Origin of the sequence: Stenotrophomonas geniculata ATCC 19374 = JCM 13324 (assembly GCF_001431625.1) — a bacterium.
GTDB lineage: Bacteria > Pseudomonadota > Gammaproteobacteria > Xanthomonadales > Xanthomonadaceae > Stenotrophomonas > Stenotrophomonas geniculata.
Genome location: NZ_LLXT01000120.1, coordinates 38352 through 51429, shown reverse-complemented (window position 1 = coordinate 51429; position 13078 = coordinate 38352). Strand labels below are relative to the sequence as shown.

Sequence of the window (13078 nt, the reverse complement as noted above, 5' to 3'; positions counted from 1 at the left end):
TACCTGCTGCTGGCCGACCACGCCATCGAGATCGTCGCCGACCGTGGCCTGCACGGCCGGGTCAGCCCGGCGCAGTGGCAGCGGGTCTGCACCCATCTGCGCGAGGGCCTGCGTGGTTCCCATCCGGTGGAAGCGCTGCAGGATGCCATCGACGAGGTCTCCAGCCTGATCGAAGGGCACTTTCCGGCCTCGACGCGGTCGAACGATGACGCGTTGCCGAACTCGCCCCAGCTCCTTGGTTGAGCCGGGGCGGCACTGGCCCGAGAATAGGCGTTCAACCGCAAGGCACCTTCCATGATCTATTTCCACGACATCGACCCCATCGCCCTCTCGCTGGGGCCGATCAAGGTGCACTGGTACGGCATCATGTACCTGCTCGGCTTCACCGCGGCCTGGCTGCTGGGCCGCAAGCGCATCGCCGCCGGTCGCCTGCCGGGCGTCGATGCCAACGGGTTCTCCGACCTGCTGTTCTACGCCATGCTCGGCGTGGTGCTGGGCGGACGCATCGGCTACATGCTGTTCTACGCGCTGGGCGATTTCCTGCACAACCCGCTGCTGCTGTTCAAGGTCTGGGATGGCGGCATGAGCTTCCACGGCGGCCTGCTCGGCGTACTCGGTGCCTGCTGGTGGTGGTCACGCAAGCACGCGCTGCACTTCTTCGACACCATGGATTTCATGGCGCCGCTGGTGCCGCTGGGCCTGGGCTTCGGCCGCATCGGCAACTTCATCGGCGCCGAGCTGTGGGGCAAGTACACCGACGGCACATGGGGCGTGGTGTTCCCGTCCGGCCTGCCGGCGCCGCTGAACCAGCTGGACCACGCGACCCTGCAGACGCAGTTCGCGACCGGTGCGCTGAACCAGTTCGCGCGTCATCCGTCGCAGCTGTATGAAGCGTTCCTGGAAGGCCTGGTGATGTTCGTGGTGCTGTGGGCCGTGTCGGCCAAGCCGCGCCACCGTTACCTGGTGGGTGGCCTGTTCGCGCTGCTGTACGGACTGTTCCGCTTCGCGGTGGAGTTCGTGCGCATGCCCGACAACGGTGTCTACGTGGCCTTCGACTGGCTGACCCGCGGCCAGATCCTCAGCCTGCCGCTGATCGCCTTCGGCCTGGTGCTGCTGGTGATGTCGCGCCGCGCGCCGGTACTGCAGCCGCAGCTGCCGATGGCTGCCGAGGGCAAGGCATGAAGGCTTACCTGGACCTGCTCTCGCACGTGCTCGAGCACGGCGCCGAGAAGAGCGACCGCACCGGCACCGGTACCCGCAGCGTGTTCGGCTGGCAGATGCGTTTCAACCTGGCCGACGGCTTCCCGCTGGTCACCACCAAGAAACTGCACCTGCGCTCGATCATCCATGAGCTGCTGTGGTTCCTGAAGGGCGACACCAACATCGGCTACCTGAAGGACAACCAGGTGCGGATCTGGGACGAGTGGGCCGACGAGAACGGCGACCTCGGCCCGGTCTATGGCAAGCAGTGGCGCAGCTGGGCCACCGCCGATGGTCGCGAGATCGACCAGATGCAGTGGCTGGTGGACGAGATCAAGCGCAACCCCGATTCGCGCCGGCTGGTGGTCAGCGCCTGGAACGTAGGCGAGCTATCGCAGATGGCGCTGATGCCGTGCCACAACCTGTTCCAGTTCTATGTGGTGGACGGCAAGCTCAGCTGCCAGCTCTACCAGCGCAGCGGCGACATCTTCCTCGGCGTGCCGTTCAACATCGCCAGCTACGCGCTGCTGACCCACATGGTGGCGCAGGCCACCGGCCTGGGCGTGGGTGATTTCGTGCATACGCTGGGCGATGCGCACCTGTATTCGAACCACTTCGAGCAGGCGCGCGAGCAGCTGTCGCGTGAACCGCGCGCGCTGCCGAAGCTGTGGTTGAACCCGGAGGTGACCGACCTGTTCGGCTTCCAGTTCGACGACATCCGCATCGACGGCTACGATCCGCACCCGGCGATCAAGGCGCCGGTGGCGGTATGAGTTCCCGATTGATTTCCAGCGGCCTGCTGGCGCTGTGCGGCATGTTGCCGCTGGCCATGGTGCAGGCGGGACCGGCCGATGCGCTGTCGTTGGCCCGGCAGGTCAATGAGCAGATCGTGCACAAGCACATGCGCGAGGAAGTGCAGGCGTTCGCTGGGGCGTTCAACGGCAGCACGATGATGCCCCAGGATGTGCCGGAAGGCTGCCGGGCGCAGATGCGTGAGGCGGTAACCGGCATGTACACGGCGATGACCGAGCACCTGAAGGCGGGTGTCGAGGATCCGGCCTATCAGCGCGTGCTCGAGCAGCAGCTTGCCACCGTCTATTCAAGTGACCAGTTGCAGGCATTTCTGGCACGTCGTGCCAGCACCGACACTGCTGCGTTGTCGGCAGACATCCTGTCAGGACCGGGCCTGAAGGATATCGAAGAGGCGCAGAAGCAGAAGATCCTCGATGGCCTGGATGAGCAGTCCACATCCAGCCCCGGGCTGGCAGCGGCGCTGCAGGCTGCCAGTGCCGCCAACGCTGCCTGCGAACGCCTGCAGATCGACGCCAGCTGAGGAGGTGGTAGCAATGAAGCTGTCGATGATCGTGGCGCTGGATCGTAATCGTGGCATCGGCCAGGGCAATGCCATGCCCTGGCACCTGCCGGATGATTTCAAGCACTTCAAGGCGCTCACCCTGGGCAAGCCGATCCTGATGGGGCGCAAGACGGCCGAGTCGATCGGCCGCGTGCTGCCGGGGCGGACCAACCTGGTGCTGACCCGCAGCGGGCAGGTGCCGTTCGAGGGCATGCGCGCGGTAGCGTCGCTGGATGAGGCGAAGACGATTGCCGAACGCGAGGGCGCCAGCGAGCTGTGCATCATCGGCGGCGGCGAGATCTTCCACCAGCTGCTGGACCAGGCCAGTGACCTGTACCTGACCTGGGTGGATGCCGAAGTCCCCGCCGATACCCATTTCCCCGTGGTGGATGCGCAGGACTGGCGGGAAGTGAGCAGCGAGCCGCACCCGGCCGACGAACGCCATGCCCACGCGTTCCGCTTCGTGCACTACGTGCGCCGCTGAAGATGGTTTCCTGTAGAGCCGAGCCATGCTCGGCTGCTGTTGCCGGACACATCCCGTAGCCGAGCATGGCTCGGCTCTACAGGATTGCCTACGGCATCCGGTAATGCCCGATGATGGCGTGCTGGAACAGCAGATTCTCTTCGCGCGTGCCGCGCGCGATGTTGTGCAGCACCAGCGGCGTGCCGTTGGCCAGCCTGCGGTCGGAGACGATGCCCACGTGCAGCAGGCCGTTGCCGTTGAGCTTCCAGGCGACGATGTCGCCGGCCGCGTAGTCGGCGGCGAGGGCCGTGATCGGCTGCTGCCAGCCCTGCCGTTCGAACCAGCGCATCAGGTTCGGTACGCGGCGATGATCGATGTTGCGATCCGGTCGTGACAGGCCCCAGATCGCCGGATAGGCACTGAAGTTGCCGCGCATGTCCTCATGCACGCGGGCCTGCAGGTCCACGTCCAGGCTGCGCAGCGCGCGCACCACCACGTCGGTGCACACGCCGCGATCAACCGGGACGTCTCCACCGGGATAGGCCAGCACCTGGTAGGCAGGGTCGTAGCGGGTGGTGACGCCGATCTGCGCGCGCGCTGCAGCCACCAGTGGCGGCGAAGGCGCCTGCGGTTGCGATGGCGTGTGGCCGACGTTTCCGCCGCCGGTGGGGGCCGGGGCCGAAGTGGGCTGGCAGCCGCTGGCCAGGGCCAGCGTCAGCAGCACCATCCATGGTGCCCAGCCGCGCCGCGTCATGCCTGCGGCGGAGGACTGTTGTTGCCGGGGCCCGCGGAGCCACCACCACCGCCACCACGGCGACGACGACGGCGCGGGCCGCGATTGCCCGGGGGGGCGGCCGGAGCGTTACCGCCGCCCTGTTCCTTGCCCTGCGCCGACGCAGCCGGGCGCTCGTGCGCCGGGCGCGCGGGCGGGCGGGCGTTGGGCACGGGGGCGGGTACATCGCGGCCTGGTACCTGCACCACGCGCAGTTCATCGGTATCGAGCTGGATCGCGGTGAGCTTGCCGCCCCAGACCGCGCCGGTGTCGATGGCGTGCACGCCCTGGGTGATGGTCAGGCCCAGCGCCGACCAGTGGCCGCAGACCACCTTCAGGTCGCGCTCGACCCGGCCCGGCACTTCGAACCAGGGATACAGCCCCTGTTCCTGCGTGCCCGGCGTGCCCTTGTCCTCGATGCCGATGCGTCCGCGCGGGGTGCAGTAGCGCATGCGGGTGAGCACGTTGATGATCGCGCGCGAGCGGTCGTAGCCGGACAGGTTGGGGGCCCAGCTCGGCTTGTCGCCGTACATGTTGCGGAACAACTTGCGGTAGCCGGCGCCGTGCAACTGTGCCTCGACTTCAGCCGCATGCTTCTCGGCCATCTGCGTGGTCCACTTCGGCGCCAGGCCGGCGTGCACCATCATCCAGCCCAGTTCGCGGTCCACGTGCACCAGCTTCTGCAGGCGCAGCCAGTCCAGCAGTTCGTCGCGGTCCTCGGCCTGCACGATGCGCAGCAGGTCCGGGTTGACCTTGCGCTGTTCCTCTTCGGTGCGCGCACCGACGGCCAGCAGCGAAAGGTCATGGTTGCCCAGCACCACCACGCTGTGATCGCGCAGCGAATGCACCAGCCGCAGCGTTTCCAGCGACTGGCCACCCCGGTTCACCAGGTCGCCGCAGAACCACAGGGTGTCCTGCGCCGGGTCGAAACGGATCTTTTCCAGCAGTCGCTGGGTGACGTCATAGCAGCCCTGCAGGTCGCCGATCGCCCACACACTCATCGTTCGGCCTCCGTGTCAGTGCAGGGTACGCGGGATGGCCAGCACGAAAGGTGCGACCGGCGCGGCAAATTCGGTGCCGTCGTCGGCGACCATGTCGTAGTGGCCCTGCATGGTCCCGTGATCGGTCCCCAGCATGACACCGGACGTGTAATGGAAGTCTTCACCGGGACGCAGGCGCGGCTGCTCGCCGATCACCCCGTCGCCGTCGACATGCTCGACGCGGCCGTTGGCATCGGTGATGCGCCAGTGCCGTGCGACCAGGCGCGCGGCAACACGTCCCTGGTTGTGGATGCGGATCGTGTAGGCGAACGCATAGCGCCCGTCTTCCGGCGCGGATTGATCGTCGAGGAAGCGCGGTGCGACTTCGACGGAGATGGCATAAACGTCAGCGTCTTCCATACCGGCAGTGTAATCAGGAGGCATTGGCCAAGGCGATGAATTCGGCCACGTCCAGCTGTTCGGCGCGGGCATCGGGACGCACGCCGGCGGCAACGAACTGTTCGGCGGACACCACGTTGTTCAGGGCGTTGCGCAGGGTCTTGCGGCGCTGCCCGAAGGCGGCCTTGACCACCTCGGCGAAACGCTTGTGGTCGTTGATGTTGATTGTGGCCGGGTCACGCGGCACCAGCCGCACCACGGCCGAATCGACCTTCGGCGGCGGCCGGAACGCGCCCGGCGGCACCACGAACAGCGAGGTCACCTGGCAGTAGGCCTGCAGCATCACGCTGAGCCGGCCGTACACCTTGCTGCCGGGGCCGGCGGCCATGCGGTCGACCACTTCCTTCTGCAGCATGAAGTGCATGTCGCGGATCACCGCGGCATGTTCCAGTGCATGGAACAGGATCGGCGAGGAGATGTTGTAGGGCAGGTTGCCGACCAGGCGGATCGGCTGGCCGGCAGCCAGCTCGGTGAAGTCCACGCGCAGCACGTCGCGGTGGACGATGGTCAGCTCGCCCAGCGGCTCGGCGGCGGCGGTCAGCGGCGCGATCAGGTCGCGGTCGAACTCGATCACCGTCAGTTTCGGATGCACGCGCAGCAGCGGCAGGGTGATCGCGCCCTGGCCGGGACCGATCTCGACCAGGCGGTCACCGTCTTTCGGGTTGACCGCCATCACGATCTTGTCGATGTAGTGGCGGTCGGCCAGGAAATGCTGGCCAAGCTGCTTCTTGGCCGGGGCGGTGAACACCGGGCCGGAGGGGGAATGCGGGGAATTCATGCGCTCAGTGTACGTTGCCGCGCAAGCTGCGCACACAACGTCGTTGCCGCCTGCAGGCTGGAAGGATCGGCAATGCCGCGCCCGGCCATATCCAGTGCCGTGCCATGGTCCACCGCCACGCGCGGGTAGGGCAGGCCCAGGGTCAGGTTCACCGCCTGCTCGAAGCCCGAATACTTCAGCACCGGCAGGCCCTGGTCGTGGTACATCGCCAGCACGGTGTCGAAGCCCGCCAGCTTGGCCGGCAGGAAGGCGGTATCGGCCGGCAGCGGCCCGATCAGGTCCATGCCCTCGGCGCGCAGACGCTGCAGCAGCGGGATGATCAGGTCCAGCTCCTCACGACCCAGATGGCCGTCTTCGCCGGCGTGCGGATTCAGGCCGAGCACGGCGATGCGCGGCGCAGGCAGGCCGAACTCGCGGCGCAGGGCGGCATGCACGGTGCGCAGGATGTGTTCCAGGCGGGGCGCGGTGATCGCGTCGGCCACCTCGCGCAGTGGCAGGTGGGTAGTGGCCAGGGCCACGCGGACGATGTGGTTGGCCAGCATCATCACCACCTTCACCCCGGCCTGGTCGGCCAGCAGTTCGGTGGTCCCACTGTAGGCGATGCCGCCTTCGTTGATGACCGCCTTGTGCACCGGGCCGGTGACCACGCCGTGCAGTTCGCCGGACAGGCAGGCCTGGCCAGCACCGAGCAGGGCACCGATGACGGCGCCGGCATTGGCCGGGCTGGCCTGGCCGAAGTGGCTGGGCACGGTATTGGCCACAACGCGCACACGCAGATCGCCGGGGACGCGTGCTTCGGCGTCCTCGGGCAGCAGCTGCAGCGGCAGGTTCAGCGCGGCGGCGGCCGCGCGCAGGGTATCCGGGTCGGCGAAGGCCAGCAGCCGGCAATCTTCACGCGGTTGCTGGACGAGGCGGACACACAGCTCCGGGCCGATCCCGGCGGGCTCGCCCGGTACCAGAGCGAGCTCGGGACGCATCGGTCAGGACTGCGGCGGCGTGGCGGTGTTTTCCGCGCGGTCGCCGCTGCGGAAGCTGACATAGGCTTCGCCGCGCAGTTCCTGCAGGAAGCGGTTGTACTCGTCTTCCAGCTTGCGGCGGCCGATGGTCTCGCGGATCTGGGCGCGCTGGTTGTCGTTGGTTACGTCGGTCTGGCGGGTGGCCACGCGCTGCACGATGTGCCAACCGGCATCGGTGCGGAACGGCTGGCTGACGCCGCCGTCCTGGATGCCGGCCACCTGTTGGCCGAACGCCGGACCGAACGCATCGACCGGGAACCAGCCCAGATCGCCGCCCTGGCCCTTGCTGTTGTTGTCCTCGGAGGATTCCTTGGCCACGGTTTCGAAATCCGCGCCGCCGGCGATGCGGGCGCGCAGGGTATCGATCTTGGCCTTGGCGGCAGCGTCGGTCTGGTGATCGTCCACGCGCACCAGAATGTGGCGGCCGTGGTATTCGGTGACCGTGTGCGCGCCACCGCTGGCGGCGCTGGCATCACGCACTTCCACCAGCTTCAGCAACTGGAAGCCGCTGGGGCCGCGGATCGGGCCGACCACTTCGCCGGGTTTCATCTTTTCCATCAGCTGGGCAAAGGCCTGCGGGATTTCATCCAGGCTGCGCCAGCCCAGATCGCCGCCTTCCAGCGCGTTCGGGCTGTCCGAATAACGCACGGCGGCCGCGTTGAAGTCCAGCTCACCCTTGTCCAGCAGGGCCTTCACGCCCTCGGCCTTCTTCTGGCCGGTGGCGATCTGGTCGGCGTTGGAGCCGTCGGGCAGGGCGATCAGGATGTGTGCCAGGTGGTACTGGTTGCCCACCGTGGCCTGCTGCTTCAGCGCGGCGTCCACTTCACCCTCGCTGACGCTGATGCGGCTCTGCGCGAAGCTCTGGCGCAGGCGCTGCACGGTGATTTCATCGCGCACCGAAGCACGGAAATCGTTGAAATCGATGCCGTCGTGGGCCAGGCGCTGGCGCAGTGCATCCAGGTCCGAGCCGTTCTGCTGGGCGATGGCATTCATCGCCTGGTTCAGCTCCTGGTCGCTGACGCGGATGCCGCTGCCCTGGGCGCGGGCCACCTGCAGCTTGACCAGCACCAGGCGCTCGAGCACCTGGCGGCTGAGCACGTCTTCCGGCGGCAGCTGGTTTTCACGGCCGGCGTACTGCGCCTTGATGTTGGCGATCGCACGCTGGAGCTCGCTCTGCAGGATCACGTCCTCGTCGACGACGGCGGCGATGCGGTCCAACGGCTGCGCCTCCTGCGCGAGCACCTGCAGGGGGGCGGACACGCTGGACACCGCCAGCAGGGAGGCGAGAAGAACGGGGAAGCGCTTGGTCATGGGATCTGATTCGGATCGTAGTCATCCCGGGTCGCCCCGGTGTTGCTGGGCGGCACGAGATAGAGGTCGTCGCGGTTGTAGCCGAGGATAGCACGGCGCAGCGTACGGTCCGTGTCCTGGCCGATGGAGCTGAGGCCCTTGAGCACGAACTCCAGCTGGAAGGAGTTGTTCATGTCGCCTTCGCGGTTGCGCACGTAGCGGCGGGCCACCGCACGGACCGCCAGGCAGCAGCTGTCCCACTGCACGCCGGCGATGATCTCCAGCGGTTCCTTGTCCTGCAGCGAGTAGTAATACCGGCCCACCAGGCTCCAGCGCGCATTCAGCGGGTACAGGAACGACAGGTCGGCCTGCTCCAGCAGGGTCCGGTCATGCTTGTTGGCGGTCGCCGGGGCGCCGGCGTTGATGCGGTAGCGGTAGCTGAGGTTGATCACGCCATCGTTGGGCATCAGATAGCGGGCGCGGACGCTGGCCAGATCCTCGCGCTTGTACTTCGGGTCCCACTGGTAGGTGGCGCCCAGGGTCCAGCGGTCGTTGATCATGTAGTTGCCGTCGGCGATCCAGGCCGACTTGCCCTTCTCCACCGGTGCGCCGCCCGGCGTGGTGCTGACCCGCGATTCGTCGAAGTACTGGATCTGGCCGATCGCGGCCGAGAAGCGTTCCTTGCCGGTGGTCTGGTCGATGAAGCGGGTGCCCAGTGCCAGGGTCAGCTGGTTGGCATCGTTCTGGCGGTCGGCGCCGGTATAGCGCGAGTCGCGGAACAGCTGGCCCCAGCTGAAGGTGAAGTCACGGGTGTCGAAGATCGGCAGCTCGTCCTGGTTGCGATAGGGCGTGCGCAGGTAGAACAGGCGCGGCTCCAGGGTCTGCAGGAATGACTTGCCACCGATCGACGTCTCGCGATCGAAGAACAGGCCGGCATCAAGGCTGCCGATCGGCAGGCTGCGGCTGGGCGAGGTATTGCCGCGCAGCTGTTCCGGGGTGGCCGTGGCCGGGTCGATGCCCTGCGAGCGCAGGATCTGGGCCTGGATGCCGTTGACGCCGTCGACCAGGCCGCGGTCCAGCTGGTAGGCCGTATAGCGGTAGGCCAGGGTCGGGGTGATGTACCAGGCCGCGCCACTGATCGGGAACGACACGTACGGCTTCACGTCCAGGCGCGAGCCACCGCTGATGCCAAGACCGGATGTCTGCTGGATGCCGTTCCGCGTGTACTGCAGATCCGTGCCCCGGTCCGGTCCGTACTTGAAGTTGACGTCGTCGTGGGTGAAGCGCACCGCTTCGGTGTAGATGCCGGTTTCCAGCCACGGCAGCACCGGCTTGTTCCAGTTCAAGAACAGGCGTGGCTCGCGGTTGTAGGGCAGGGCGCGCTCGTCGAGGGTGTAGTCGGTCAGCTGCCAGCGGTCGGCCATGATGCCGGCCGTCCAGTTCTGGCCGGTGCCATACAGGCCGATGGTGCTCTGCAGGTTGGAGGCGGTCACGCCCACCAGGCGGTTGGCGAAGTCCTCGACATAGCGCTCGTCGCTCACCCAGGCCAGGTTGGCGCGGGCCTGCCAGTGGCTGTTCACGTTGTGGTAGCCGTCGAACATCACCCGGCCGCGGTCGCGGTCGCGCAGCTTGTCGCTGGGCATGTAGCTGGTCAGCACCTCGCCACGGCCGCCGTTGTAGAGGTAGCGGAACTCGTTGTCGAGCAGCAGGCCGCGCCGGCTCATGTAGCGCGGGGTCAGGGTGTCATCGTAGTTCGGCGCCAGATTGAAGTAGATCGGCTGCGCGTAGTCGAAACCGTTGCGGCCGGACATGCCCAGCTGCGGGAACAGCAGGCCGGTCTTGCGGCGGTCATCGATCGGGAACTTGAAGTAGGGCGCCCACAGCACCGGCACCTTGCCGATGCGCAGCACCGCGTTGCGGGCCGTGCCGAAGCCTTCGTCGTTGTCCACTTCGATCTGCGGCGCCGACAGCTTCCATACCGGCTGCGACGGGTCGCAGGTGGTGTAGGTGGAGCGGTGCATCTGGCCGACCGCGCCCTGCAGGTCGACCGACTCGGCATCGCCGTTGCCCCGGCGCGACACCAGCTGGTACTTGATGTCGGAGATCTTGTGGGTGTCGCTTTCCTGGTTGCCTTCGGCGCGCTTGGCGACCATCCGGATCGACCCGTCCTGGTAGCGGACATTGCCGTCGGCGATGTAGTTGCCGGTCTCGGTGTCGAAGCTGAGCTTGTCGGTACCGACGAACTGGTCACCGCGGCGCAGCGCCACGTTGCCCTCGTACTGCGGCACGGTGGTGGTGCCCAGCAGCTGGTCGCCTTCGATGTCGGTCGGCTGGTTCTCGCGGGCGGCCGCGGCGGCAGCCTTGTCCTGGGCCGGGACCGGGGTGGGGGCGTCTGTGAACGCGGGAATGACGTCGGTGGCCGGGCACAGGCCCCAGTTGAGCGGCTTATCATCGGCCATCGCCGGCAGGCTGATGGCGATGCTCAGAGGCAGGGGAAGCAGGCGGAGGGCTCGGCGCACGCGGTTCGGATTCGGGCGAAAACGGACGGTAGCTTGCCCCATCCCTTGCATAGGGGCAATGAAGGGCGCCGGAGCCTGCCGGTTTGGGTTCATCCGGCGGAGGCACCCGCAGAGGGGGTGATCAGGGCCTGGACATGGGCCACGCTGCACTCGGCCAGGGCCTGCAGGTCGTAGCCTCCCTCCAGCATCGAGACCACCCGGCCGGCCGCGTGCCGGCGTGCCAACGCGTGCAGTTCACGGGTGATCCAGGCGAAATCGTCGGTCTCCAGCATCAGGTCCGCCTGCGGATCACGCAGGTGGGCGTCGAAGCCGGCCGAGATCAGCAGCAGCTGCGGGCGGAAGTCGTCGATGGCCGGCAGCATCTCGTCGGCCCAGACGTTGCGGAAGCGGAAGCCGCCGCTGCCCGGCGGCAGCAGGATGTTCATCAGGTTGCCGGCACCGCGGTCGCGGCGCAGGCCGGAATTGGGAAACAGCCCGGCCTGATGGGTGCTGTAGTACGAGACCCGGGCATCGTGCTGGAAGATGTCCTGGGTGCCATTGCCGTGGTGCACGTCGAAATCGACCACCGCGATCCGCTCCAGGCCATGGCGGTCGCGGGCATAGGCGGCGGCGATGGCGATGTTGTTCAACAGGCAGAAGCCCATCGCCGTGCTGCTGGTGGCGTGGTGGCCCGGCGGGCGCACCGCGCAGAAGGCCAGCGGGTCCTCGCCCAGCATCACCGCATCGACTGCGGCCACACCGGCACCGGCGGCGTGCACGGCGGCGCTGGCCGAGCCGGGCGAGGTCCAGGTGTCCATGTCCAGCTGGCGCAACGGCGCGGTCTGCGGCTGCAGCACGAAGTCGAGCAGGGCGCTGTCGTGGACCCGGGTCAGTTCGCCGAACTTGGCCGGCGGTGCTTCGCGCCAGTCCAGCTGGCCGGGGAAGGCCGCGTGCAGCGCGTCCAGCACATGCTGCAGGCGTTGCGGGCATTCGGGATGGCCGGGACCGGGGTCATGCAGCAGGCAGGACGGGTGGGTATAGACCAGCATCGTGCCGACTCAGCGCTGGCGCTGCTGCGGTTGCCACAGCGCTTCGCCCTGGCCATCGGCGCGGGCCAGCACCCGGGCCAGCACGAACAGCAGGTCCGACAGCCGGTTGAGGTACTGCAGCGCCTCGCTGCGCACGGCTTCGTGGCGGGCCAGGGTGACCGTTTCGCGCTCGGCGCGGCGGACGATGGTGCGGGCCAGATGGCAGCGCGCGGCGGCTTCGCCGCCGGCTGGCAGGATGAATTCCTTCAGCATCGGCAGGTCGGCGTTGTAATGGTCCAGCTGCTGTTCCAGGGCCGAAACGTCGGCGGCATGGATCGCAGCGTGGCCGGGGATGCACAGTTCGGCGCCCAGGTCGAACAGCTGGTGCTGCAGATGCACCACCAGCGCGCGCACATCCTCGGGCAGGGGAGCGGCCAGCAGCAGGCCGAGCGCGGCGTTGGCCTCGTCGACGGTGCCGAAGGACGCCACGCGGGCGTCATCCTTGGCCACGCGCTGGCCGTCGCCAAGGCCGGTACTGCCGTCGTCGCCGGTGCGGGTGTAGATGCGCGAGAGGCGATGACCCATGGCGCGGCTCAGTGGCGGATGTCGCGGCGGGCCTGCTGGAGCTTCAACACCTGCTCCACGGCCAGCTGCAGGGCGGCGGCCAGCGCTACATAGATCGCCGTGGTGCGCAGGTAGGGCCCGAACCACTGCGCGTAGTTCTGCGCCCAGCCGGCCAGGGTCGGCTCGGCCACGTTGCGGCTGGACCAGTAGAAGCCGCCCTGTGCCAGCAGGTGGCAGACCGCCACCGAGGCGACCAGCAGCAGTGCGCCCTTGGCCAGTACCGGCCAGCGCGCGCTCTGGTAGTTGCGGCCCAGCAGCATGCCGCCGGCCCACAAAGAGAAGTAGGCCGGCAGCAGCAGCCAGTAGCCCGGCGACACGCAGTAGTGCTGCCAGAAATCCAGTCCGCTGCTGCGGATCACGATCCAGTCGACCAGCACGGCGAACACCATCAGCAGCGGGAACGCCCAGCGCGTCCAGCGGGCCAGGTAGAAGCCACCGATGAAGAACACGGCCCAGGAGGCATCCGGAATGGCCGCGAAGTGGTTGACCCGGGTCGCCGCCAGCAGCAGTACGAGTACGGACAGGACGAAGGCGCGGTTGGCGGTATCGGACATGGCGGGGGCCCGGAGCGGATTCAGGTTTCATTCTAGCCCGCCGCGCAGGTTGGCGCAGGTGC

General features: G+C 67.7%; 13 protein-coding genes and 2 pseudogenes. 5 read left to right on the top strand and 10 right to left on the bottom strand.

Features of this window, described 5'->3' with window-relative positions:
- The 5 genes and pseudogenes from ARC63_RS14965 to ARC63_RS14945 all read left to right on the top strand — a co-directional run.
- A pseudogene (locus ARC63_RS14965) lies at window positions 1-243 on the top strand (TPM domain-containing protein); the annotation flags it as partial.
- A gap of 51 nt (window positions 244-294) precedes the next feature.
- A complete protein-coding gene (gene lgt / locus ARC63_RS14960; RefSeq protein ID WP_057503670.1) occupies window positions 295-1182 on the top strand; it encodes a prolipoprotein diacylglyceryl transferase in 888 nt (295 codons plus the stop codon).
- The gene (locus ARC63_RS14955) at window positions 1179-1973 is read left to right on the top strand and encodes a thymidylate synthase (RefSeq protein ID WP_012479193.1); all 795 of its coding nucleotides are present in this window, start codon (window positions 1179-1181) and stop codon (window positions 1971-1973) included. The genes lgt and ARC63_RS14955 overlap by 4 nt, the downstream gene beginning before the upstream one ends.
- Window positions 1970-2533, top strand: coding sequence for a hypothetical protein (locus ARC63_RS14950; RefSeq protein ID WP_231298644.1), 564 nt, complete (start codon window positions 1970-1972; stop codon window positions 2531-2533). Before ARC63_RS14955 ends, ARC63_RS14950 begins: the two co-directional genes overlap by 4 nt.
- Before the next feature lie 13 nt (window positions 2534-2546).
- Window positions 2547-3038 carry a dihydrofolate reductase gene (locus ARC63_RS14945; RefSeq protein WP_057503668.1) on the top strand — a complete coding sequence of 164 codons (492 nt, stop codon included), beginning with the start codon at window positions 2547-2549 and terminating at the stop codon, window positions 3036-3038.
- Between the two features lie 88 nt (window positions 3039-3126).
- Here ARC63_RS14945 and ARC63_RS14940 read toward each other — a convergent pair whose 3' ends face one another.
- From ARC63_RS14940 to ARC63_RS14895, 10 genes and pseudogenes are all read right to left on the bottom strand, one after another.
- Entirely contained in the window at window positions 3127-3771 is a 645-nt protein-coding gene (locus ARC63_RS14940) for a DUF1287 domain-containing protein (RefSeq protein ID WP_010481836.1), read from the bottom strand.
- Complete coding sequence (locus tag ARC63_RS14935; RefSeq protein ID WP_010481833.1) at window positions 3768-4790, bottom strand: symmetrical bis(5'-nucleosyl)-tetraphosphatase; 1023 nt, start codon at window positions 4788-4790, stop codon at window positions 3768-3770. Before ARC63_RS14935 ends, ARC63_RS14940 begins: the two co-directional genes overlap by 4 nt.
- Window positions 4791-4805: 15 nt before the next feature.
- Window positions 4806-5189: a Co2+/Mg2+ efflux protein ApaG gene (gene apaG / locus ARC63_RS14930; protein WP_005412297.1), complete on the bottom strand. Its 384-nt coding sequence runs from the start codon at window positions 5187-5189 to the stop codon at window positions 4806-4808.
- A gap of 13 nt (window positions 5190-5202) precedes the next feature.
- The gene (gene rsmA, locus ARC63_RS14925) at window positions 5203-6006 is read right to left on the bottom strand and encodes a 16S rRNA (adenine(1518)-N(6)/adenine(1519)-N(6))-dimethyltransferase RsmA (RefSeq protein ID WP_005408139.1); all 804 of its coding nucleotides are present in this window, start codon (window positions 6004-6006) and stop codon (window positions 5203-5205) included.
- The gene (gene pdxA / locus ARC63_RS14920) at window positions 6003-6983 is read right to left on the bottom strand and encodes a 4-hydroxythreonine-4-phosphate dehydrogenase PdxA (protein WP_057503667.1); all 981 of its coding nucleotides are present in this window, start codon (window positions 6981-6983) and stop codon (window positions 6003-6005) included. Before pdxA ends, rsmA begins: the two co-directional genes overlap by 4 nt.
- A gap of 18 nt (window positions 6984-7001) precedes the next feature.
- Window positions 7002-8333: pseudogene (locus tag ARC63_RS14915) on the bottom strand (peptidylprolyl isomerase); the annotation flags it as partial.
- Window positions 8330-10831 (bottom strand): LPS-assembly protein LptD, encoded by a 2502-nt coding sequence (gene lptD, locus ARC63_RS14910; RefSeq protein ID WP_082587878.1) that lies wholly within the window; start codon window positions 10829-10831, stop codon window positions 8330-8332. The pseudogene ARC63_RS14915 and the gene lptD, both read right to left, overlap by 4 nt.
- Window positions 10832-10920: 89 nt before the next feature.
- Window positions 10921-11859: a histone deacetylase family protein gene (locus tag ARC63_RS14905; protein ID WP_010481827.1), complete on the bottom strand. Its 939-nt coding sequence runs from the start codon at window positions 11857-11859 to the stop codon at window positions 10921-10923.
- A 9-nt stretch (window positions 11860-11868) separates the two neighbouring features.
- Window positions 11869-12423, bottom strand: a complete 555-nt coding sequence (locus tag ARC63_RS14900) for a cob(I)yrinic acid a,c-diamide adenosyltransferase (RefSeq protein ID WP_043398096.1) — start codon at window positions 12421-12423, stop codon at window positions 11869-11871.
- An 8-nt stretch (window positions 12424-12431) separates the two neighbouring features.
- Window positions 12432-13016, bottom strand: a complete 585-nt coding sequence (locus ARC63_RS14895; protein ID WP_019338105.1) for a hypothetical protein — start codon at window positions 13014-13016, stop codon at window positions 12432-12434.
- Between the last annotated feature and the right edge of the window lie 62 nt (window positions 13017-13078).